Source organism: Rhizobium sp. R635 (genome assembly GCF_002211285.1).
In the GTDB taxonomy this organism is placed as follows: domain Bacteria; phylum Pseudomonadota; class Alphaproteobacteria; order Rhizobiales; family Rhizobiaceae; genus Rhizobium.
In genome coordinates this window covers 134,668-159,268 of the sequence record NZ_LOKX01000005.1, presented here as the reverse complement: position 1 = coordinate 159,268, position 24,601 = coordinate 134,668, and the positions used below count along the sequence as shown (strand labels likewise).

Here is a 24,601-nt window from a genome sequence, read left to right as displayed (position 1 = left end):
CAATTGCCGGCGGGTCCGGGAAACGGCGATCAGAACGTCGGCAGTGTCGGCATCGGCCGGCCGGTCCATTTCGTCGCAATCTTGTCGAGATCGCCGGAGACCTTCATCAGGTAGATGGCGGTATTGAGCCATTGGCGCAGTTCGAAATCTTCAAGCTTGGTAGCCATCGAGTTCCCCTGCTGGAAGAAAGTGAAGCCGACCTGCAGGCCGGCATCCGGGCGCTGCTTGATGATCGCGTCGCCGACCGTCGAGGGCAGCGCTACCGCATCAACCTGGCCGGCGATCAGCGCCTGCGCGCTGGTGGAATCATCCTCGTAAACGACGATTTCCAGGCCTGGAATCGCAGCTTTGCGCAACGCTGTTTCCTGCGACGAACCACGATTGGCGGCCACGCGCTTGCCTTCGAGATCGGCAAGCTTGGCAAATTTCTGGTCAGGCCCGGAGATGATGTCCATATTGAAGGCGCTGTAGGGCTGGGTGAACATCACGGTCTTCGCACGCTCCCCGGTCGGCGCCAGCGTGGCGACGAGGAAATCGACCTTACCGGTCTGCAAAGCGGGAATTCGGGCCGGCGGTGTCAAGGGCACAAGCTCGACGGGCAGCGACAGATACCCCCCGATCAGGTTCGCGACATCGACATCGTAGCCGGTGGGATTGCCCTTTTCATCAACCATTCCCATGGGCGGCGCGCCGGTCAGGACGCCAATACGGACGGTGCCGCGCGAGATGATGTCGTTCAGCGTGACGGCATGCGCCTCGACCGCAGACGCCAAGCCGGCCGCGACGATCCCGATCGCAGCCAGTGCGGTTCGGATGCTATTCGAAAACTTCATTGACCTTCCTCCTCTGGATGATTTCAAACGGTCGCGTTTTCGCTCGCTTCTGCTTCGAAGCCTTGCGAACCGCGTGCCGGACCTCCCATCGCCGGCATGAGAGCCTTCCATTATGCCGACCGGACGACGTCCGAAGGGCTTGAGATTACAGGCTGCCAGCTTTAAGGTTATCGCTAACCTCGTGGCAAAGTTATCGATAACATTTTTCTGCGTCAAGCGAATTCATAAGCATCGGAGAACAGGAGAAAATGGTGGCCTCAGAGCGCTCGAAAACCGTCACCCTGGCTGAGGTGGCCGCCAAGGCGGGGGTGAGCAAGATGACCGTCTCCAAAGTGCTGCGGGAGGTCGGCAACATTTCGGAGGAAACGCGGCAGAGAGTGAGGCAGGCGGCGCACGAGCTTGGATACCTGCCCAACAGCCTCGCCGGTACATTGAGTTCGCGCAGAAGCCGGATCGTCGCGGTCATCATCCCGTCGATCAGTGACATCGTCTATTCGGAAGTCCTCAGCGGGGTTAATGCGATACTCAGGCCGCGGGGGTTCCAAACATTCATCGGTGAATCACAATTTGATCCGTCCATCGAGGCGGACTTGATCCGGGCCATGCTGTCCTTCCGGCCAGCCGGGCTCCTGCTGAACGGCGGCATGGCAAGAAGTGCCGATGCGGAAGCGCTTCTGGCTCGGCGAAATTGCCCGGCGATCCAGCTTTGGGATTGCGACAGGCACGCGTTGGATTTCAGCGCTGGTCCATCACACGAGGACGCGGGACGCCTGGTTGCAACCCATTTCCTTGATCGGGGCCTGAGGCGCATTGCCTATGTGGGCGCCGAACTCGACAAGGACCTCAACGCCCGCCGGCGTTATCTCGCGCTGAAATCGTCGCTTGCCGCGGCCCACATCGATCTCATCAATGTGATCTGCGAGGATAGGCCGCGGCAGGCTGTCACGGGACGTTTCCTGACGGAACAACTCATGCGGATGCACCCTGAAATCGACGGCATTCACTTCCTCAACGATACTATGGCGCTGGGCGGTCTCTCCTACTTGCACCAGGCCGGCATTCCGGTGCCTGAGCGGATTTCCGTGGCCGGCTTCAATGGCACATCGCTCGCCAATGCGGTCCGAACGCGGCTCACCACGATCGACGTGCCGCGCACGGAAATCGGAGAGAAGGCTGCACAGGCGCTGTTGCGGATGACCGAGGGAGAGCCTGTGCCGGATTTCTGGCAAGCCCGGATCGAGCTGGTACAAGGCAATACCACTCACCCCGCATAGGCCAATCGTCGCTTGGCAGTTGACCGTGACCGATGCGCAGCGCCCTACGGTTCGCGGATCGCGTTGTCGAGGCCGCGCAGCAGCGGATACAGAAAATAGGAGATCACCGTGCGCTGGCCGACCTTGATTTCCGCCGACACCGTCATGCCGGGAAGCAGCCGCACCGGTATATCCGCGGCGTTCAGCCGGGTGTCGGCAAGCAGGACGCGGGCCTTGAAGAAGGGGGCGGCCGGCTGGCTCGGGGTGGCGGTCTGGTCCTGCTGGCCGGTCAGGAACGTGTCCTGGCTGATGGTGCGCACCTCGCCGGAGGCCGTGCCGTATTTCTGGAAGGGATAGGCGTCGAGCTTGATGCGGGCCTCCTTGCCCACGGCGATGCGGCCGATGTCGCGCGTGTTGATCGACACTTCGGCTTCGAGCGGCACGTTGATCGGCACCAGGGTGACGATCGGTTCGGCTTCGCGCACGACGGAGCCGATGGAGCGCTGGGCGAGATCCAGCACGACGGCGTCGGCGGGTGCGGTCAGCGACACCATGTTGCGGCGCAGCTCCATCTTCTTCAGCTCTTCATCCGCCATGTCGCGCTGGCCGCGCAGCTCCACCAGCTGCTCCATCGCGGCGCGGCGGAAATCCTCGATGAAGGCCTGGCGGTCGGCTTTCAGCTTGGCATAGGCATGCGCCGCCTCGTCGGCCCTGCCGCGGACGGCGGTCAGATCGGATTCGACGTCGAGGCGGGCGTCGCGCGAGCCCAGCATCGTGATCAGCGAGCCGCTCTGCTTGTTGAAGAGCCGCTCGCGTGCGCCTTCGATCTGCGAGAGCGTATCGCGCCGGTCGATGAGCACGGCCTCCTGGTTCTTGGCCGCGGCAAGTGCCGCCGACTGGCCGGCGATCTGCTGCTCGAAATTCTGCAGCTGCGCCGTGTAGAAGGCCCGCCGCTGGCCGAAGAGCTGCACCTGCAGCATCTCGTCGGGCGTGTTGCCGGCCATGACGGGGTAGTCGTCGCCGGCAAGCTCCGCTTCGATGCGCTTCACCTGGGCATCGAGCGCGCTGAATTTTGCATGCTGCTGGTCGACATCGGCCTGGCTGAAGGTGGCGTCGAGCGTCGCGAGCGTCTGGCCGGCATGCACCACCTCGCCGGCCTTCACGTCGATCGTGCGGATGATCGAGGTTTCCAGCGGCTGGACGACGATGGTCGGTTGCGTGGTGACGAGCTTGCCGGGCGCGATCACCACCTCGTCGATATCGGAGACGGAGGCCCAGATGATGGTCGCGGCAATCAGCGCCGTCACGCAATAGAGCGTCATGCGCGCGACGCGCGGCGGGGCGCGTTCTTCCAGCTCGACGGCGTCGGACTGGAATTCCACTATCGCCGGCGGCAGCGGCGGGCGGGCGACGAGCGGCCCGCTCCTGCCTGGTGGTCCCTTGTCTGAACCATTGTCTGAGGCGACGGGCAGGTTCTCGCTGGATTTTCTGACGTGCGCGTTCATGCGACCTGCCTCATTTGCTGTGCCCACAGGTGGCGATAGGTCATGCAGCGCGACACCAACTGGTCGTGCCGGCCGATATCGGCGACCTTGCCCCGATCGATGACGAGAATGGCATCGGCATCGACAAGCGTCGAAAGCCGGTGCGAGACGATGATGACGGTGCGCCCGGCGGCGATGCGGCTCAGATTCTCGCGGATGATCGCCTCGCTGTCGGGGTCGAGCGCGCTCGTCGCCTCGTCGAAGATCAGAAGCTTCGGGTCGGTGATCAGCGCGCGCGCGATCGCCAGCCGCTGCTTCTGCCCGCCGGAAAGGTTGGCGGCGTTTTCTTCCAGCATCGTGTCGAAGCCGCGCGGCAGGCGCTCGATGAATTCCTCCGCACCGGCGACGCGGGCGACCTCCATGATCTCCTCGATGCTGGCATCGGGTTTGGCGGCGGCGATATTGTCGCGCACCGAGCCGCGGAACAGGAAATTATCCTGCAGCACGACGCCGATGCTGGTTCTCAAATGCACGAGGTCGATCTCGCGGCTGTCGTAACCATCCATGCGCACCAGCCCCTCCTGGCTCTGGTAGAGCCCCTGGATGAGCCGGGTGATCGTCGTCTTGCCGGAGCCGCTCTTGCCGACCACGCCGAAGACCGAGCCCGCCGGAATGGCGAAGGAGACATTGTCGAGCGCAGGCGCCGTATCGGGAGAATAGCGGAAGGTGACCTTGTCGAAGTCGATGCGGCCATGCAGATGCGGCCGTACACCACGGCCGCGGCCCGCCTGCTCCGGCCGCTGGTTCATGATCTCGCCGAGCATGCGCACGGAAAGCGCCACTTCCTGATATTCGTGCACCATGGTGACGATCTGCACGAGCGGCCCTGAAACGCGGCCGGCGAGCATGTTGAAGGCAACAAGCGCGCCGATCGTCATCGCACCGCTGAATACGTCGAGCGCGCCGAGCCCGATGATCGCGACACTCATCAGCTTTTCCAGAAGCCCGGTCAGCGACTGGGCGATGGTCGAGATCTTCTCGACCCGGAACCGCACGGAGATCGACTGCGCCGAATAATCGTCCCACACCTTGCGCTGGCGCGGCTCCAGCGCCAGTGACTTGACGGTGCGCATGCCGTGCACGGTTTCGACAAGCAGGGCCTGCCGGTCGCCTTCGGCCTGGTAGAGCGCCTGCAGGCGGCGCTGGAACGGCCCGACGAGCATCATCACGACAAGCCCGACGAGCGCTGCGAAGCCGAGCACCACGAGCGTCAGCTTGACGCTGTAGAGAAGCAGGATCGGCACGAAGACGAAGAGCGATACGCCGTCGAGCAGCGTCAGAAACAGCCGGCCGGTCAGGAATTCGCGGATGCGTCCCGTCTGCTGCATATGCTTGACGAGAACGCCGGCCGAGGCCTGCTCGAAGAGCGCGATCGGCAGGTTGAGCAGATGGCCGAAAGTGCGCGTCGCCACCCGGATGTCGATCCTGTTGGTGGCGTAGAGCAGCAGATATCGGCGCAGGAAGCTGAAGGTCGCGTCGAAAACGAGGGCTACCGCGATACCGATCGTCAGAACGGTCAGCGTTGCATAGCTCTGGTGGACCAGCACCTTGTCGATGACGAGCTGGAAGAACATCGGCGTCGTCAGCCCGAGGCCGTAGAGCACGAAGGCTGCGAGCGCCACGTCGCGGAAGAAGCTGCGCTGGCGGATGATTTCGGGAATGAACCAGCGGAAGCCGAAGGGCCGGTCCTCATCCGACATGCGATAGTTGCGCTTCAGCAGAACCACCGATCCGAGCCAGGCCTTGGCGAACTGCTCCTCGCTCAGCAGCATGACGTCGGGGCGCGTGGCAAGCGGGTCGAGAACACGGATTCTCTCATCTTCGCCCTCCCCGAGAGCCCCGGCGATGACCACCCAATTGCCGTTCGAAAGTTCGGCAAGGACCGGGAAGGCCTCGCCGAGCTGGAACAGGCTCCGCCAGTCGAGCGTCAGGTGCGTGGCCCTGAGGCCGGCATCCTTGGCCATCCGGAGCATCTGCCGCACGGCCACCGGATCGTTGCCGACGGCATAATCGTGCTGCAATCGCTCAGGGGAAAGATCGACCCCGTGATGACGCGCGACGAGCGCAAGACAGTGCAGATTGGTATGCAGAAAACCACTCATGGCCCACCCGAAACACTACGAGACCGAGACTTGGATTTAAAAGCCGGGGCGTCCGTTGCGCGTCCGGATGGACGCGCAGACTCCGCACCCCGTTTATCAGTTGAAGTTCGGCGAGGCGTTCGACGCGCCGCCCGGCGCCGATTGCATATCGCCAGCCGCCGACATGTCGCCGACGCGGCGAACCGCACCCGCCTCGACCAAGCCGCCGAGCGCCTTCTGCATGAGATCGACCGCATTGGCGAAGGCGTCGATCGGCATGATGATGCGCTGGCGGAAGACCGGCTTCGGATTGTTGTTGGCATCGCGGTCGGTGGCCGAAAGCGACATCAGGTCGATGCGCACGATCGTGCCCGTGACGGTGATTTCGCCGATGCCGTCTGCATAAAGTTCGCTGCTCATGGTTCTCTCCTCTGGTTGACTGGAAAAATACTTTCACCTGTGAGCGTCGTGCCGCCACGCCGGAAACGGATCGCGAAGGCCGACGGCGGTCTGCGGATCGAAGCCTGTTTCGTCCCCGGTCAGGCAATCGTCGAGCGCGGCCCGGATCGCCGCCTTGTCGAAGCCCGAACCGATGAAGACGAGTTCCTGGCGGCGGTCGCCCCAGACATCGTCCCAATGCCGGTCGATGAGCTCCCGGAATTGCGGAAAGCGCGGCCATTGCACCCGCGGCACGGAGGCCCACCAGTATCCCCTGGTTTCGATGCGGCATTGAGTGCCGGCGATCGATAGGAGGCCGATCTCATCCGGCCTCGTCGCCAGCCAGAAATGACCCTTTGCGCGGATGAGGCCCGCCCATTTCCTGTCGAGAAAATCCTTGAGCCTCAGCGGCTCGAAGGGCCGGCGGCTGCGATAGACGAAGCTTGAAATGCCGTATTCCTCGGTCTCCGGCACATGCTCGCCCCAGCCGAAGAGCTCCTTGTGCCAGAGCGGATGGCGGGCGGCCTTCGCCTCGCTGAAGAGGCCGGTATCCAGGATCGTGCCGAGCGGCACCTGGCCGAAGACCGCCTCGATGACCTGGGCATCCGGATTGAGTGCGGCGACGACCCGGCGAACCTCGGCAAGGTCGGCGCAGGACACGTCGCCTGCCTTGTTGATGATGACGACATCGGAAAATTCGATCTGCTCGACGAGCAGTTCCACGAGCTTGCGCTCGTCGTCCCCGTCACGCCTTTCGCCGCGATCGGCAAGAAATTCGGCGCTCCGGTAATCGGCAAGCAGATTGACCGCATCGACGACGCAGACCATCGTGTCGAGCCTTGCCACGTCGCAAAGGGCCGCCCCGCTCTCGTCGCGGAAGGAGAAGGTGGCTGCAACAGGCAGCGGCTCGGCAATGCCGGTGCCCTCGATCAGCAGATAGTCGAAACGGCCGGCGGCGGCCAGCCGCCGCACCTCGCTCAGGAGATCTTCGCGGAGCGTGCAGCAGATGCATCCATTGGTGAGCTCCACCAGCGTCTCGTCCGTGCGCAGCAGGTCCGCACCGCCCTCGCGCAGGAGATCGGCGTCGATGTTGACCTCGCTCATATCGTTGACGATGACGGCAACCCGGCGACCCTCCCGATTGCTCAGGACATGATTGAGCACAGTCGTCTTACCGGCGCCGAGAAACCCGGCGAGAACCGTAACCGGCAATCTGATATCCGTACGCATCATCGATACTCTCACTCTTTACAGCATGCTTGGCCTTGCATCCGCGTGGGCGTTACGCCGCGAGCTGCGGTTTGAATGCCACGTCCACGTAGTAGTTCGTGCTGTTATAGCTGGCGGTCGGGAACAGCCCGGCCGATCCATAGGCATAGACGCCGTTGCTGCCGCCGGGCGCCTTCAGATTCCCGTTGGTCACGTCGCTGGCAAAATAATTGCCGGTCGCCGAATAATTGCCGTTGGTTGAGTAGGAGACGACGTAGGTCGTATCCGCCTGGATGGCGATCTGCTGGCTGAGCTGCGCGGTCTGCCAGCCGCTCGCCGTCTCGTTGTTGAAGGTGACGCTGCCGAGCAGCGTGCCGGAAGCCGTCCACAGATAGCCGTTGTGCGGGCCGGTATTGTCGGTGCCCTTGTAGAAACGGATGGCGGTGATCCAGCCGGCGGCATCGGCCTGGAATTTCATGCCGAGATTGATCTGCTGGTTATCGTTGACCGAGACGACCGAGGGCGTCGCGCCGGCGGCAAAGAGGTTCTGCTCCGGACCCGCGGCCGGGTTGATGGTGAGCGCGACCTGAGCCGAGGCCGTGCCGCCCTTGCCGTCCGAGATCGCGTAGCTGAAGCTCGCCGGCCCGGAATAGCCCGCAGTCGGCGTGAAGGTCACGGTCTGGGCCTGGGCATTCCAGGCGACCGAGCCGTTGACCGCGCCGCTGACGCCGGTGATGACAAGCGGATCGCCATCGCCATCGCTATCGTTTGAAAGCAGCGCCGAGGCCTGGATGGTAACGGGCGTGCCGGTATTGGTCGAGAAGCCGCTGTCGTTGGCGGCGACCGGGACCGCATTCTGCGTGCCCTGCTGATAGAGCACGTCGACCCAGTAGTTCGCGGCATTGTAGGAGGAGGTCGGGAACAGGCTGCTCGTGCCATAGGCATAGACGCCGTTGCCGCCGCTGACCGAACTTGCCGGCGCCGTCAGCGCGCCGCTCGTATAATCCGTCGTGAAATAGTTGGCCGTTGCCGAATAGAAGCCGTTGGAATGGTAGCTCGCCACATAGGTGGTGCCGGCCGTGATGTTGATCGGCTGGGTGAAGGAGACGGTCTGCCAGCCGCTCGCCGTCTCGTTGATGAAGGTCGCCTGGCCAAGCAACTGACCGCCTGTCGTCCAGAGCGAGCCGACATGCGTGCCGGTATCCTGGGCGCTCTTGTAATAGGTGAGCCCGGTGATCTGGCCGTTGGCCGAAGCGATGAACTTGACGCCGAGCTCGACCGAGTTGGCGTCGTTGGCCGAAGTAACCCCTGATGTGTCTGCGCCGGTGAACAGGCTCGATGTCGCCCCGCCGCCGGGCTGCGAATTGACCGTGAGGCTGACAGTTGCCGAGGCCGTGCCGCCCTGCCCGTCCGAGATCGAATAGGAGAAGCTTGCCGAACCCGTATAACCTGCCGTCGGCGTGAAGGTCACTGTATTGGTCTGGCTGTTGAAGGTCACCGTTCCGTTGACCGCGCCGTTTGCGCCGGTGACGGCAAGCGGGTCGCCATCGGCATCGCTGTCATTGGCGAGCAGATTGGCGGCGGCAATCGACAGCGCCGTATTGGCATAGGTCGTGTAGCCGTTGTCATTGGCGGCGACCGGCGCCGTGTTGCCCGTCGACTGGTTGAAGACGACATCGACCCAGTAATTCGTCGACTGATAGCTCTGGGTCGGGAAAGTCGAGCCCGATCCGACCGCGTAGACGCCGTTCGCACCGGCCAGCGCCGTGAGCGAGCCGTTGGTATGCGCCGTGTTGAAATAGCCCGCTGTCGCCACGTAGCTGCCGGTCGTATGGTAGGAGGCGACATAGGTCGCGCCCGCCGTGATCTGCAGCGGCGTGGAGAAGGTCGCGGTCTGCCAGCCGGAGAGCGACTCGTTGATGAAGCTGACCGTGGCAACCAGCGTGCCATCCGCCCTCCAGATGGAGCCGGTATGTGCACTGGTATCGCCGGCAGCCTTGTAGTAGCGGATGCCGGAGACCGTGCCGTTGACGGAAGCGACGAACTTCATGCCGAGTTCCATCGCCGTATTGTCGTTGAAGCCGCCGCCGGTCGGTCCTTCGCTTGCGGTAAACAGCGTCTCGCCGGCCGGACCGGCCTGAACGGTGAGGCTGACATTGCCCTGATCCGAGCCGCCGCGCCCGTCCGACAGCGTATAGCTGAAGCTTGCCGGGCCTGAATAATTGCTGGTGGGCGTGAAGGTGATGGTTCCGGTCTGCGTGTTGAGAGCGACCGTGCCGTTGAGCGCATTGCCGACGGCGGTGATGGTCAGCGCATCGCCGTTGGGATCGGTATCGTTTGCCACGAGCGCGGCAATCGAGATGACGAGCGTTCCATTGTGGCCGATGGTCAGCCCGGTGTCGTCGGTCGCGACCGGCTGGCTGTTCGGGCCGGCATCGAAGACCACGTCCACCCAGTAGTTGGAGCCGCCGGGGCTCTGGCCGGGGAATGTGCCGGCATTGGCGCTGTAGGCGAAGACGCCGCCGCCATCGACGGCCTTCAGCGCGCCGCTGGCATAGGGCTCGCTGAAATAGTTCTCGGTGAGCGAGAAGAATCCGTTGCTGTGATAGGACGCCACATAGGTGGTGCCTGCCGCGATCTGGATCGGGCTGGAGAACATCACTGTCTGCCAGCCGGAGAGCGGCTCGCCCACCGACACCCCGGTCGCCAGCAGCGTTCCGTCGCCGGTCCAGAGGCTGACGACGTGGTCGCCGGTATTGTAGAAGCCCTTATAGAAGCGGATGCCCTGCACCGATCCTGCCGTCGTTGCCTGGAAGCGCAGGCCGAGTTCGACGGGATCGCGATCGATCGCGGTTTCGATTACCGGCTTTTCCGCAAGCGTCCAGAGGCTCGTCGTCGTTGCCGGCAGGGTCACCGTGACCTGCTTGCCGGCCGATGGTGCCTCCATATTGACGCTGTCGTCGACGGCACGCGACAGGATCGTATAGGTGCCGCTCGCCTGGACGACCCAGTTGTAGCTCCAGCTCTCGCGGCCAGTGGCCTTGAACCAGTGCTGGCCGCCGTCGGTGGAGACCTCGACGCCGGCAATGATGCCGCCGCCGAAATCCTGCGCCGTGCCGGTGATCGTCACGCGCTGCCCCTCGACGAAGCTTGCGCCTGACATCGACGAGCTGATCGACGAAGTGGGCTTCAGCGTGTCGGTCGATTGTGTCGCGAGGATCAGGCTCGCATCGAGCGTGGTCGGCTGGATGCCCATGTCCGCGAACATGTTGACCATCGCCTGCTGCACGTTGCGATCGGTCGATGTCGTCGGGCCCTGGTGGTTGTCGCTGAGGCCCCAGGACCAGAAGACGGTGCCGGCGCCGAAAACCAGCGCGCCGCTGGCGGCCCGGTACATGGTGAGACTGTGCGTGGCGACGGCGGAACCGACCGTCGTGCCGTAATCGCGCAGATAGGTATCGACCGAGATGGACGAGAGCGACAGGTTGACGAGTCCATCCGGCCGGAAGCCGTTCTCGACATCGGAATCCCACTCATAGCCGAGCAGGTTCTGCACCAGATTGTAGGTGTCGCCCTCGTTGATCTCAGAGACGTCGGTATTGCGCCAGAAGCGCAAGTTCGAATAGTCGTAAGGGATGGAGATCGTATCCTGGCGGTAACTGTCCACCTGGAACATCGTGCCCGTCAGCGAATTCTCCGGCTCCTGCCCCGGATCGGCATAACGCGGGTCGCGCCAGGTGCCGGTGCCGACATTGCTCGGGTCCGTGCTCGTGCCCCAGGTCTCCTTGTAGCAGACCATGGTGCGATAGGCCTGGCCGCTGCCGTCTATGCTGCTTTCCCAGCGGACCTTCCAATAGCATTCGTTGCCGCTCCAGAAGGCGAGGTTGACGCCGGCATCGCGGGCCGCCTCGACATTGGCGCGCTGCTCGGCCGACCAGTATTCGTCATGGCCGACGGAGAGATAGGCATCGTGGTTAAGCAGCAGCGCGCCGCTGCGCGTGGCATCGACGCCGGAGATATAGGACACGTCGTAGCCGTTCTGCTCCAGCCAGGAGATGGCGGAGGATTCGACGCCGAAGATGTAATCGTGCGAGCCGCCGATCGGGCTCGTATTGGTGATGATCGGCCTGTTATAGCTTACGGCCGAGGCGCGGCCGATCGCGGTCAGGCCGCAGCTGCAGTTCGGCGGCAGGTAGCCGATCATGTCTGCCGGGTCGACGGGCACTTCGCCGTAATAGAGGCTGGCGCCGCCCCAGGCATTATAGGCCTGCCATGTCGTGTCTGAGGTCTGAAAGACGATATCGCTGGTCGAGGCGTCGTCGCGCACGACGAAGGGGATGATGCTCGCATCCTCGGTGCCGTCCTCGCGCACCAGCTTGGCGAAATAGACGCCGGAGACGGCATCGGCGGGGATCTGCCAGCTGGCGGAAACCGACCAGTTGCCGCAATCGATGAGACCGAGCGACATGTCGACGATCGGATGCGGCTGGATCTGCGCCGTCGTCAGCGACTTCTCGATCGAGTCGACCTTACGCGCGCCGGCCCCGCCGTAATAGCCCATGCGGTAGATATCGATGCGGTAATGGGTGGAATCCGTGGCGATCTTGAAATCGACCGTCTGGCCGATATTCGTGCTGATTTCGGTCGCAAAGCCCTGGATGGTGCCGTTGCCATCGCCCTCCAGCCCCCACTCGCTAATGGGGTTGCCCTGCTTCAGGTTTTCGAGTGCGATCTTGTTGAGCGTCGGCACGGCCACAGCCGCAGCCACAGGCGCTGCGAGCGCCACCGAGCCCACCGGGGTCTCGGCGGAAACCTCCTCGCTCGGCTGCAGCGAGATGGAGGCTATCGAGGTCTGAAGGCTCAACGACGCCGTGCCGGTGCTGATGGAAGGATCGAGCGGCTGCGGCGTGGGGCTCGCCGTGCCGGCATCGCTGGTGATACCCGTCAGCGTGGGCGCCGCAGGCAGCGTCGCCGCCTCCTGGTATGGGTCCGGGCCGAGCACGGTGCGCTCGATTGACGTGGTCGTCGTCTGCAGAACCGTCCCAAGCAAAGCCGTCTTGGTGGACGTGTCCTGCGTGCCGCCATCGCCCGAAGGTGGCGATATCGCCGTCGAGGATTGCGTGCCGCCTGATGATATCAGGGAAGATGGGATGGCGCCGGTGAAGGAGGATTGGACGGCGGCGCTTCCCTGACTGGCAAAGCTGGAGGGACCCTGGGTGCTCGAAGACACCACGATCGCAGTTCCAAGCAATGAGGTCCAGGCAGAGGATGTTTGACTGACGCTCGGCGTGACGCCGGCAATACACAGGTACTCACGATTCCTTACATGAATTCTCAGCAAGAGTGGCGCCCCCGTTTCCCGTCGACCGACATTGGAAGACTTCATCCTGCCAGCTTTCGTCAGGGAACGTACGACAGCAATCTTGGGTATATGGGTGGTACCCCCATACGCCCATGTGATGACCCCTCACCGCACACGGGCGGGCGGCGACTGCCAAGTGGCCGTGGCTGGCTGAAAAGGAATTCTGATTATTGGGCTGGTCGAGCCGGCTAACTCGGCCGCCGGCGCGTGCTACCAGGCCGGAAACGGATCTTCGAGAGCCCGCCACTCACGCGGATCTGGGCTGGCCAGGCAGTCGTCCAGCGCCGTCCGCACAGCCGTCTCGTCCATATCGACGCCGATGAACACGAGTTCCTGCCGACGGTCGCCCCAGGCGTTGTCCCACCGGCTCTCCAGTTGCTCACGAAACTGCCGATGGTTCGGCCAGTCCTGTGGGGGGACGGCTGCCCACCAAAGTCCCATGGGTTCACAGCGCCGTTGCACTCCGGCGGCCGACATCAGACCCACGTGACGCGGCCGCGTGGCAAGCCAGAAATGGCCTTTGGCGCGGATGACCCCCGGCCAGGGCTCGTCCAGGAAGGCTCGAAACCGCATGGGGTCGAAGGGACGTCTGGTGCGATAGACGAAGCTCGATACCCCGTATTCTTCCGTCTCCGGAACATGGTCGCCCGGGCTGTACAATTCCTTGTGCCACAACGGATGGGCGGCGGCTTTCGCTTCGTCGAAGAGCCCCGTATCGAGCACGGCCGCAAGAGAAACCTTGCCGAAGTCCGTCTCCACCTGGCGCGCATCGGGGTTGAGGGCCGCCACCGTCTTGCGGACTTCCGCGCGCATCTCCTCGCTCGCGTCCGAGATCTTGTTGATGACGACGACATCGGCAAACTCGATCTGGTCCACCAACAGGTCGATGAGCGTCCGCCGGTCCTCGCCGTCCCGCTGCAGGCCGCGGTCGGCAAGCAGATCGGCGCTGCTGTAATCGGCCAGGAGGCTTGCGGCGTCGACGACGGTGACCATCGTGTCGAGCTTCGCAAAATCGGAGAGCGAAACACCCTTCTCGTCGCGGAAGGAAAAGGTTGCAGCGATGGGGCACGGCTCCGCGATGCCGGTCCCTTCTATCAGCAGATAGTCGTATCGCCCTTCTTCGGCCAGTCGCCGTACTTCCGTCAAGAGGTCGTTGCGCAGGGTGCAGCATATGCAGCCGTTGCTGAGTTCAATCAGCGTCTCGGTCGTATGCGACAGGTTGCAGCCGCCGTCTCGAATGAGACTGGCGTCTATGTTCACTTCGCTCATATCGTTGACGATGACGGCAACCCGCAAGCCCTCGCGATTGGTCAACACGTGGCTGAGAAGCGTCGTCTTGCCGGCGCCGAGAAAACCGGCGAGCACTGTCACGGGCAGTCTGCTCATTCGAAACCCGTTCCTGATCTCATCCTATGCCTCACGCGACAAGCTGCGGGCGGAAGACCACGTCGGCATAATAGTTTGCCGAATCGAAGGTGCTGGTCGGGAAAATGCCCGTGGTCGCGGTTCCGCCATAGGCATAGACGCCGTTGCCGCTGGCAGCAGCGCTCGACAGGGCCGATAGCGGGCCGTTGGAAACGCCATTCGTGAAGAAACCGTCTGTCGCCACGTAAGCGCCTGTCGTGTGGTAGGAGGCGATGTAGGTGGTGTTGGCGGCGATGGTAAAGGGTGTCGTGAAGTTCACCGTCTGCCAGCCGCTCGCGGTGGTGTTGCTGAAGGTGGCGGTGGCAAGCCTGGTGCCGGTGGTGGTCCACAGATCGACGACGTTCTGTCCGTTGTCGTTGGCGCTGCGATAGAACTTGATGCCGGTAATGTCACCGGCGACGTTCGACTGGAACTTGACGCCGAGCCCGAGCTGCTGGCCGTCATTGAGGTTCGTCTGGGCCGGCGTGCTGGAAGCGTTGAACAGGCTGTAGGTCGTAGGCGCCACTGTCGCGGTGATATTGAAGGTCTCGTTGGTCGAGAGGCCGCCGAGATCGGTGGCCGTCACCCTGACGCCGTATGTGCCTGCTGTCGTCGGCGTGCCGGAGAAGGTGCGCGTCGAGGCGTTGAAGGCGAGCCAGGCGGGCAGCGCCGTGCCGTCGGCGGCGGTTGCCGCATAGGCCAGCGTTTCGTTGCTGTCGACATCGCTGAAAGTGGTGGTCGGCAGCGTGAAGGAGAAGGCGGAACCGACGGTGGCGTTCTGGGTCGCCGTCTGGACGGCGAGCACCGGCGCGTCGTTGGCGCCATGGATGGTGACGGTGAGGTTTGCCGTGGCGATGGCGCCCGACGTATCGCGCATCGTATAGCTGAAGACATCGCTCAGCGTGTTGGTGGACAGGCGCAGCGCCTGCACGGAGGCATTGGTCTCGTTGACGGTATAGTTATAGACGCCCGATGCGTTGAGCACGAGGCTGCCATAGGCGCCGTTGAGCGACGAACCGAGCGTGCCTGACGTCGCGCCGAAGCTGACCGCCGTCACCGTCTTGGTGTCGCCGGTATCCGGATCGGTGTCGTTGGTGAGCACGTTGCCGCTGGCGGCCACGCCGCCCGAACCGTTGGCCACGCCACCCTTTTCCGTCGCATCGCCTGCATCGGCAACCGCCGTCGGCGCCCTGTTGCCGGGCGCCGACACGGCGATATTGAAGGTTTCGTTGGCGGCAAGGCCGCCGAGATCGGTGGCCGTCACCCTGACGCCATAGGTGCCTGATGTCGTCGGCGTGCCGGAGAAGGTGCGCGTCGTGGCGTTGAAGGCGAGCCAGGCGGGCAGCGCCGTGCCGTCGGCGGCGGTTGCCGCGTAGGCCAGCGTTTCGTTGCTGTCGACATCGCTGAAGGTGGTGGTCGGCAGCGTGAAGGAGAAGGCGGAGCCGACCGTGGCGTTCTGGCCGGCGGTCTGGACGGCGAGCACCGGCGCGTCATTGGCGCCGTGGATGGTGACGGTGAGGTTTGCCGTTGATGTGGCGCCCGACGTATCGCGCATCGTGTAGCTGAAGACATCGCTCAGCGTGTTGGTGGACAGGCGCAGCGCCTGCACGGAAGCATTGGTCTCGTTGACGGTATAGTTATAGGTGCCCGATGCGTTGAGCACGAGGCTGCCATAGGCGCCGTTGAGCGACGAACCGAGCGTGCCTGACGTCGCGCCGAAGCTGACCGCCGTCACCGTCTTGGTATCGCCGGTATCGGGATCGGTGTCGTTGGTGAGCACGTTGCCGCTGGCGGCCACGCCGCCCGAGCCGTTGGCAACGCCACCCTTCTCCGTTGCGTCCCCGGCATCGGCAACCGCTGTCGGTGTGTTGTTGGGAGATGATGGCCGGAAGACCACATCGGCAAAATAATTGGCAGCGTTGAAGGTGGCATTCGGGAAAATGCTCGTGGTCGCGGTTCCGCCATAGGCATAGACGCCATTGCCGCCGGCGACGGCGCTCGACTGAGCCGTCAGCGGACCGCTGGTGACGGCGGTCGTATAGAAATTGTTGGTCGCCACGTAAGCGCCCGTCGTGTGGTAGGAGGCGATGTAGGTGGTATTGGCGGCGATGGTAAAGGGTGTCGTGAAGTTCACCGTCTGCCAGCCGCTCGCGGTGGTGTTGCTGAAGGTGGCGGTGGCAAGCCTGGTGCCGGTGGTGGTCCACAGGTCGACGACGTTCTGTCCGTTGTCGTTGGCGCTGCGGTAGAACTTGATGCCGGTAATGTCACCGGCGACGTTCGACTGGAACTTGACGCCGAGCCCGAGCTGCTGGCCGTCATTGAGGTTCGTCTGGGCCGGCGTGCTGGAAGCGTTGAACAGGCTGTAGGTCGTAGGCGCCACTGTCGCGGTGATATTGAAGGTCTCGTTGGTCGAGAGGCCGCCGAGATCGGTGGCCGTCACCCTGACGCCGTATGTGCCTGCTGTCGTCGGCGTGCCGGAGAAGGTGCGCGTCGAGGCGTTGAAGGCGAGCCAGGCGGGCAGCGCCGTGCCGTCGGCGGCGGTTGCCGCATAGGCCAGCGTTTCGTTGCTGTCGACATCGCTGAAAGTGGTGGTCGGCAGCGTGAAGGAGAAGGCGGAACCGACGGTGGCGTTCTGGGTCGCCGTCTGGACGGCGAGCACCGGCGCGTCGTTGGCGCCATGGATGGTGACGGTGAGGTTTGCCGTGGCGATGGCGCCCGACGTATCGCGCATCGTATAGCTGAAGACATCGCTCAGCGTGTTGGTGGACAGGCGCAGCGCCTGCACGGAGGCATTGGTCTCGTTGACGGTATAGTTATAGACGCCCGATGCGTTGAGCACGAGGCTGCCATAGGCGCCGTTGAGCGACGAACCGAGCGTGCCTGACGTCGCGCCGAAGCTGACCGCCGTCACCGTCTTGGTGTCGCCGGTATCCGGATCGGTGTCGTTGGTGAGCACGTTGCCGCTGGCGGCCACGCCGCCCGAACCGTTGGCCACGCCACCCTTTTCCGTCGCATCGCCTGCATCGGCAACCGCCGTCGGCGCCCTGTTGCCGGGCGCCGACACGGCGATATTGAAGGTTTCGTTGGCGGCAAGGCCGCCGAGATCGGTGGCCGTCACCCTGACGCCATAGGTGCCTGATGTCGTCGGCGTGCCGGAGAAGGTGCGCGTCGTGGCGTTGAAGGCGAGCCAGGCGGGCAGCGCCGTGCCGTCGGCGGCGGTTGCCGCGTAGGCCAGCGTTTCGTTGCTGTCGACATCGCTGAAGGTGGTGGTCGGCAGCGTGAAGGAGAAGGCGGAGCCGACCGTGGCGTTCTGGCCGGCGGTCTGGACGGCGAGCACCGGCGCGTCATTGGCGCCGTGGATGGTGACGGTGAGGTTTGCCGTTGATGTGGCGCCCGACGTATCGCGCATCGTGTAGCTGAAGACATCGCTCAGCGTGTTGGTGGACAGGCGCAGCGCCTGCACGGAAGCATTGGTCTCGTTGACGGTATAGTTATAGGTGCCCGATGCGTTGAGCACGAGGCTGCCATAGGCGCCGTTGAGCGACGAACCGAGCGTGCCTGACGTCGCACCGAAGCTGACCGCCGTCACCGTCTTGGTATCGCCGGTATCGGGATCGGTGTCGTTGGTGAGTACGTTGCCGCTGGCGGCCACGCCGCCCGAGCCGTTGGCGACGCCACCCTTCTCCGTTGCGTCCCCGGCATCGGCAACCGCCGTCGGCGCCCTGTTGGAGGACGACGGATTGAACATTACATCGACCCAGTAATTCGTCTCATTGTAGGTGGCCGTAGGATACAGGCTGCTGCTGCCGTATCTGTATACGCCATTGCCGCTTGCGGGTGCAGTCAGCGGACCACTCGTCACATTGGAGAGAAAGTAATCGGCCGTGGTCGAGTAATGACCGGTGTTGGTATGGTAAGACGCCGTATAGATCTGCCCTACCGTCAACGCCACCGGGCTGGAGAAATACGCGGTCTGCCAGCCGCTGGCGGTCTCGTTCGTGAAGGTGAGGGTCGCGATCCGCGTACCCGTGCTCGACCAGAGTGAACCTGTATGCGTACCCGTGTCCTGGCTGCCCTTGTAAAAACGAATGCCGCTGACAGTCCCCGCCATGGAGGTCTGGAAGCGCACTCCGAGCTCGACGGCCGACGTATCGTTCGTATTGACGACGGCTGGCGTCGACGCGCCGAAGAGGGAAGTATAACTCGGCCCGCTGACGGTGACAGTGCGTCCGGCCGAAGGTGTTTCGAGGTTGACGTTATCGTCCACGGCGCGGGACAGGATCGTGTAGCTGCCGGCGACCTGCGGCGACCAGCTGTAGGTCCAGTTCTCATCACCGGTCGCCGGATGCCAGCTCGCGCCGTTGTCGGTCGAAACCTCGACGGCGGCGATGACCCCGCCGCCGGTATCGGCAGCGGTGCCCGTAATCGTCACGGTGGACCCAACGGCCACCGTCCCCGGCACCGTGATGACGGAGGTCGGCGCAGTGTGGTCCGACGAGGCGGTCGCGGCGGTGAGCCCGGATTGCAGCGTTCCAGGCTGGATGCCCATGTCGGCAAGCAAATTGACCATTGCCTGCTGGACGCGGGGATCGGTCGGAGTCGCCTGATTGTCGTGATTGTCGCTCAGTCCCCATGTCCAGTAGACCGTGCCGGCGCCGAACACCAGCGCACCGCTGGGCGCGCGATAGAGCGTCAGATTATGGGTCGCGGTCGCATTGCCGGTGGTGTTCCCGTAATCGAGCAGGTAAGTGCTGACCGGAAGCGTCGTCGACGACAGCTTCACGAGGCCGGCCGGATCGAAGCCGTTGTCAGGCGCTTCGTCCCACTCGTAACCGAGATAGTTCTTGGTAAGCGTCGCCGTTTGGCCGGGCTGAAGGTTGGCGACGCTCGTATTGCGCCAGAAGCGCAGGTTGGCGTCATCATATCCAATCGTGATGGCGCTGAGATTGCTGCCGACATCGTCGACCTTGAACAACTGCCCGGTCAGCGAGTTTTCCGGACTGCCGCCGCCAATGGCGGGTGGGCTGAAGCGTGGATCGCGGAAAGTGCCCGTCCATTCGTTGGAAGGATCGATGCCGCTGCCGGCCCATGTCTCCTTGTAGGTGATCAGAGTGCGATAAGGCGTGCCGTCGGCGCTGTAGGCATTTCCCCAACGGGTGCGCCAATAGACCTCGTTACCGCTCCAGAACATGAGGTTGACGCCCGCATCGCGCGCGGCCTCGACATTCGTCCGCTGTTGTCCCGACCAATATTCGTCATGCCCGGCATCGATATAGGTCTTGTGATTGAGCAAGAGGCTGCCATAGCGGTCGACGTCGACACCCGACAGGTACGAAACATCGTAGCCGTTCTGTTCCAGCCAGTAGATGCCTGCATATTCGGCGCCAAACAGATAGTCCTGGGGAGCGGCATAAGTGCCGACGCCGCCACGGGTCGCAATCGGCCTGTTGTAGCTGACCGCGTAGGCGCGACCAGCACCCTGTCCCGTCGCCGGACCGTTGCCGCCATAGAGGTTTGCGCCACCCCAGCCGTTGTAAGCTTGCCAGGTCTGGTCTGCGGTCTGGAAGACGATGTCACTCTGGCTGCTGTCGTCGCGCACGATGAATGGGATGTGATTTTCGCCGGCCGTGCCGTCCTGACGCACGAGCTTGGCGATATAGACGCCGGAAACGGCGTCCTCCGGTACGGCCCACGACGCCGAGACCGCCCAGTTGCCGGCATCCACCGTGCCGGTCGAGGCGTTGCGCAACGGATTGGGCTGCGTCTGCAATCCGGTGTGCTGCATCGTGGCGACCTTGCGGGCGCCCATGCCGCCATAATAGCCGAGCCTGTAGATATCGATCCGATAATTGGTGGAATTCGTGTTGATCTTGAAGCTGATCGTCTTGCCGTTGTCGACGCTGATGTCGGTCGCAAACCCCTCGATGTTGGAGCTGCCGGCGCCGTCGATACCCCACTCGCTCTCCGGGTTGCCCTGCTTCTGGTTTTCCAGCACGATTATGTTGTCGACTGCGGCCGCGGCCGCCAGATTTTGCGTGGTCAGCGACCGCTGCTGCGGGGAAGGCGGCGTCGTCACAGAGCCGGAAAGGATGCCGATACTATTGGCTTTGGCGCCGCCCGTTCCGGTCTCTCCGCCGCCTGGCAATGATCCGTTGAGGACCGTTGAATCCGTCCAGTTTGCGGTTCCGCGCCAGCCGGAGAGGGGGGACAGGTCACGATCGAGAAGCGGGTCGCTGATCGAGGCGCCGATCGCCCGCTTGATCGTCGATACGTAGTCCGGCCCCTCGGTCAGTCTGGTTCCCGGCAGTTGACCGTCCTGTTGAAGCATGGCGCTGCCATGCGCCCAATCGAGAATCCGCGTGGGAGAGGTAAAGTAGCCGCATCCGCACACACCGAAGGGCATGCCGAACGCCAGTGAATTGGCTCCGGCATGTTGGGCAGTCGCCTGCGCCGACGGAGCTGATTCCAGAATGACGACTTTGCCCGAGTGCGCCCGCTCGGCGGTGACCGCAGCAGAACCTTGCGCCGACGCTGTCGGTGCCGGGCTTTGCGGCAGATACGGAGCCAGAGGGTCGCCGGCTATGGGGCTCATTCCTGCATAGGTGCGATAAAGCGACGATGCCGCCCCGAACGCAACTTTGTCCGCGCTCGGCTCGAAATGCCCAGCCGCATGGGCGGACCGTGACGCTGCGGTGTCGGCGCTTCGAACCCCCGTTTCGCGATGTGTCGTGAAAGTGTCGGGCACGAGCGGCTCTGCGCGGCTGGTGTCGGCGTCACCGATCACGTCCTCTCCCTGTCTAACCTCATCGAGCGCCGCGCTGCTGTAGGGATCGCCGGCAAGGACGGCGTCATGTTTGCTTCCATCCGTGGTATGCACGGATGCCGCAAGTTGAGCGCTGTCCCAGCGCTTATCGGCAGGCTTGCGCGGCTTTGCCTTTCCGCCGACGGTCAACCATCGGGGAAACAACGAATCCATCAGGAGTGAGCGCGCGTTCCACCGGCGAGCGTTGCGATACATGGCAGGAACCTCTCGCGAAATTGTCGGGATCAAATTTATTATGAACCCGCGAAGTATAGTCGAAAAATACGCGAGTATATCCTACGCCTTTTGCTCTACAGGCGGCATCCTTTGGGCAATCGGCCGTATTGCAGCGGCGAGTTGTTGGGCGAGACACATAAAATCACAAGCTTCGCCGCTTCCTGCGCCGTCCTTCGCGGCCAGCGCGCCTATTTCTGCGTGCATGACCTTTCGATTTTCCCGGGCGATGCCTTCGTGCCGCGCCGAAGACGTGTGTTCCTGCTCGATTTAGGATGAAGCCCCCTCCCCCACCTCATCAATAATGATGCGGCAAAGCAAACGACCTCCACCTTCCTCAAGCCCTCGCCAGACTGCACACTGGTGATGCGGTTTCGGACCTGGCGTCCGGCGCCCGCGCAGCGTTTAAGGCATTGTGCCAGTACCCGCTCAGGGATGTTTTGCAGGCGAGACATGTACATGAATCTATCGCACCGCGCTCCCCACCTGTTCTCTCGTGCGACCTTCGTCATCGGTGCTCTCGCCTTTCTTGCCGGAGCCGCGTCACCAGCTTTGGCTGACAATGCCCCCTTGGCGCCACAAACGAAAATCCGCCTGACGATCGTCCAATGGATGCAGTCCAAAGGCCAATATGAACGCTGGGATGCGCTCGGCGGCGAATACACGGTCTCGGATGACGGCACGGTCTTTTTGCCGTTTCTCGGCTCTTTTCCCATCGGCAGTCTCGATAACGCCGACCTCACGGACAAGATTGCCAAGCGTCTGCAGGAAAAAATCGGGTTGGTTCAGCCACCCGCGGTTACGATCCAAATTCTCGAATATCCGCCGATCTATGTCGTGGGAGACGTCACCACGCCCGGAGAGTATAAATTCCGCCCCGGCCTTACCGTCCTGCAATCCCTGGCAATGAGCGGCGGCCCGCTTCGCGCGAAAAATCTGCTGCAAACGCAGTCGATCAAGCTCGCAGGCGAATTGCGGGAAATCGATCATTCGATCCTCCGCAGCGCCGCGAAACTGTCGCGGCTCCAGGCCGAGATGGCCGGTGCGAAGGAAATTACCTTCGGTCAGGCGAGCGGCGCCGATCAGCAGTTTTCCGCTGGGATATACAGCGAGGAGAGGGTTATTTTTCAAGCTCGTGCAAGTGCACTGGAGAGACAGTCAAAGGCGCTCACGGAATTGCGCGAACTTTTGACCACCGAAATTTCGACGCTGGAAGAGAAACTGGTGGGCGCGGACGACAATATCAAATCGGTCGAGGACCAGCTGACCAGCGTTAAGTCCCTGGTGCAGAAAGGCCTCACGATCTCGTCGAGGCAGTTGGACCTGGAACGATTGTTGACGACTTATCGCTCCGACAAGCTCGACCTCGTTACCGCCATCATGCGGGGCCGTCAGGCAATCAGCGAGACAACGCGGAATCTCGAGGGGCTGTCCGACACGCGGCGGAGCGAAGTCGCGGTCGAAGCGCAGTCGGAACGGGCAAATCTCGATCAGCTCAAAATGAAGCGTGAGATGACGCAGAAGCTGCTTATCGATGAACTCGCGGCCGACGATGGCTTGAAAAGCCGCAGCGAGGAGCTCCCGATCACTTTCACCGTCAGCCGGCGGAACGAAGGACGAATCGATCAATTCCAAGCCTCGGAAACGACGACGCTGGCGCCGGGTGACGTGGTGAGAGTCGTTCGGCCGCGCATTCCGGACGAATTGTCCGAGCCCACCTCCGATCAATCTGGAGAGACGGAGACCGAGACGCTCGCAAATCGGACAAGCCAGTGACCAGCGAACGGCCGGGGCCTCATAGAGAAATTCCGTTTTTCTTCGAAGCACGGAATTGCTCTATCATGAAGGCTAGGGACGTTTGATGACCTTGCGCATGATCCCACCGAGCGGTCAGACCTACACCCAGATCCTCAAGTCGACGATGCTGATGGGCGGTTCCTCGCTCGTGAATGTCGCGCTTAGCATCGTCCGCAACAAGGCGCTCGCCGTTCTGCTTGGGCCGGAAGGCGTGGGGCTTATCGGTCTTTACGGCTCGATTATCGATATCGCGCAAGCGATAGCCGGCCTGGGCGTGAGCGGCAGCGGGGTGCGCCGGGTCGCCGAGGCGGCGGGCACCGGCGACGCGGAGAGTATCGCGCGGTCGGCGACGGCGCTCAGACGCATCTCGGTGGTGCTCGGCTTGCTGGGGGCGCTCTTGCTCGCGGCGCTGGCGTTTCCGGTTTCGAATTTCACCTTCGGCGACTACCAGCACGCCGGCGGCATCGTGCTGCTGGCCCTGGCCGTCTTCTTTCGGGTCGTGTCCGCCGGACAGACCGCGCTGATCCAGGGCTTGCGGGGCATTGCAAATCTAGCCCGCATCAACGTGCTTTCGGGGCTCTTCGGCACGATGGTGAGCATCCCGCTGATCTACCTGTTCGGCGCGCAGGCGATCGCGCCGTCTCTCGTGGCCATCGCGGCTGTCTCAATCCTTCCGACCTGGTGGTACAGCAGACAGATATGCACGCACCTACCGCTGATGTCGGCGCGCCAGTTCGGCCGGGAGGCGACGGCTCTGTTCAAGCTCGGAGCCGCGTTCATGGCAAGCGGGCTCCTGACCTTCGGGGCCGCCTATGCCATCCGCATCATCGTGCTGAACGAAGGGGGCGTCATGGCGGCGGGACTGTATCAGGCGGCCTGGGCGCTCGGCGGTCTCTATGCCGGCTTCATCTTGCAGGCGATGGGCACGGATTTCTATCCGCGCCTGACCGCAACGGCTGATAACAATGCCGAGTGCAACCGGCTGGTCAATGAGCAGGCTGAAATCAGCATGCTGCTGGCCGGCCCCGGCCTGATCGCCACGTTGACCCTGGCGCCGCTCGTGATGAGCCTGTTCTATTCCACGGAGTTTCACGGGGCCGTGGATCTTCTGCGCTGGATCTGCCTTGGGATGATGCTCCGGATCGTCGCCTGGCCGATGGGTTTCATCGTGCTCGCGAAGGGCGCGCAGACGATCTTCTTCTGGACGGAGGTCGCCGCGACGCTCGTGCATGTCGGGCTGGCCTGGCTCTTCGTCTCGAAGCTCGGTACGCCAGGGGCCGGCATGGCGTTTTTCGGCCTCTATGTCTGGCACAGCATCCTGATCTACGTGATCGTGCGACGGCTTACCGGCTTCCGCTGGTCGCGCGCCAATCGCCGGCACGCCCTGCTTTTCCTGCCCGCGTCGGGATTGGTGTTCTCGGCCTCCTTGGTCTTGCCGGCATGGTCGGCGATGGTGATCGGCTCCGTCGCGGTCGTTCTGAGCGGGCTGTACTCGCTGCGCATGCTGGTGGAACTGCTTCCGCCGGAGTCGATGCCCGCAATCGTCAGAGGATGGATCACGAAATCCACATGAGAAAAAGGCGCGTATCAGATGATGCGCGCTTTCCTGATGTTGTATCGACATGCCACAGTCTGCAGGGGTCA

General features: G+C 63.2%; 11 protein-coding genes. 3 read left to right on the top strand and 8 right to left on the bottom strand.

All coding sequences use genetic code 11. The features are described from left to right. Positions 1-29 precede the first annotated feature (29 nt). The gene (locus ATY78_RS06615) at positions 30-833 is read right to left on the bottom strand and encodes a transporter substrate-binding domain-containing protein (protein WP_088681536.1); all 804 of its coding nucleotides are present in this window, start codon (positions 831-833) and stop codon (positions 30-32) included. A gap of 248 nt (positions 834-1,081) precedes the next feature. Here ATY78_RS06615 and ATY78_RS06610 point away from each other — a divergent pair, with 248 nt between their 5' ends. After that, entirely contained in the window at positions 1,082-2,107 is a 1,026-nt protein-coding gene (locus ATY78_RS06610) for a LacI family DNA-binding transcriptional regulator (RefSeq protein WP_088681535.1), read from the top strand. 44 nt (positions 2,108-2,151) lie between these two features. Here ATY78_RS06610 and ATY78_RS06605 read toward each other — a convergent pair whose 3' ends face one another. The 7 genes from ATY78_RS06605 to ATY78_RS06575 form a co-directional block, all read right to left on the bottom strand. Then, complete coding sequence (locus ATY78_RS06605) at positions 2,152-3,591, bottom strand: HlyD family type I secretion periplasmic adaptor subunit (RefSeq protein WP_088681534.1); 1,440 nt, start codon at positions 3,589-3,591, stop codon at positions 2,152-2,154. Then, positions 3,588-5,732, bottom strand: a complete 2,145-nt coding sequence (locus ATY78_RS06600) for a peptidase domain-containing ABC transporter (RefSeq protein WP_088681533.1) — start codon at positions 5,730-5,732, stop codon at positions 3,588-3,590. The genes ATY78_RS06605 and ATY78_RS06600 overlap by 4 nt, the downstream gene beginning before the upstream one ends. Positions 5,733-5,828: 96 nt before the next feature. Beyond that, complete coding sequence (locus ATY78_RS06595) at positions 5,829-6,131, bottom strand: hypothetical protein (protein WP_088681532.1); 303 nt, start codon at positions 6,129-6,131, stop codon at positions 5,829-5,831. Positions 6,132-6,164: 33 nt separating this feature from the next. Then, the gene (locus ATY78_RS06590) at positions 6,165-7,382 is read right to left on the bottom strand and encodes a GTP-binding protein (protein WP_088681531.1); all 1,218 of its coding nucleotides are present in this window, start codon (positions 7,380-7,382) and stop codon (positions 6,165-6,167) included. 49 nt (positions 7,383-7,431) lie between these two features. Further along, the gene (locus ATY78_RS06585) at positions 7,432-12,744 is read right to left on the bottom strand and encodes a DUF4082 domain-containing protein (RefSeq protein WP_088681530.1); all 5,313 of its coding nucleotides are present in this window, start codon (positions 12,742-12,744) and stop codon (positions 7,432-7,434) included. A 186-nt stretch (positions 12,745-12,930) separates the two neighbouring features. Continuing rightward, positions 12,931-14,106, bottom strand: coding sequence for a GTP-binding protein (locus tag ATY78_RS06580; protein WP_088681529.1), 1,176 nt, complete (start codon positions 14,104-14,106; stop codon positions 12,931-12,933). A 31-nt stretch (positions 14,107-14,137) separates the two neighbouring features. Beyond that, on the bottom strand, positions 14,138-21,142 hold the full coding sequence (locus ATY78_RS06575; protein WP_088681528.1) for a DUF4082 domain-containing protein: 7,005 nt from the start codon (positions 21,140-21,142) through the stop codon (positions 14,138-14,140). A gap of 477 nt (positions 21,143-21,619) precedes the next feature. On the opposite strand from ATY78_RS06575, the gene ATY78_RS06570 reads away from it, so the two are divergent. Continuing rightward, entirely contained in the window at positions 21,620-22,936 is a 1,317-nt protein-coding gene (locus ATY78_RS06570; protein ID WP_190237408.1) for a polysaccharide biosynthesis/export family protein, read from the top strand. Positions 22,937-23,021: 85 nt separating this feature from the next. Beyond that, positions 23,022-24,530: an O-antigen translocase gene (locus ATY78_RS06565; protein WP_088681526.1), complete on the top strand. Its 1,509-nt coding sequence runs from the start codon at positions 23,022-23,024 to the stop codon at positions 24,528-24,530. Positions 24,531-24,601: the final 71 nt, after the last annotated feature.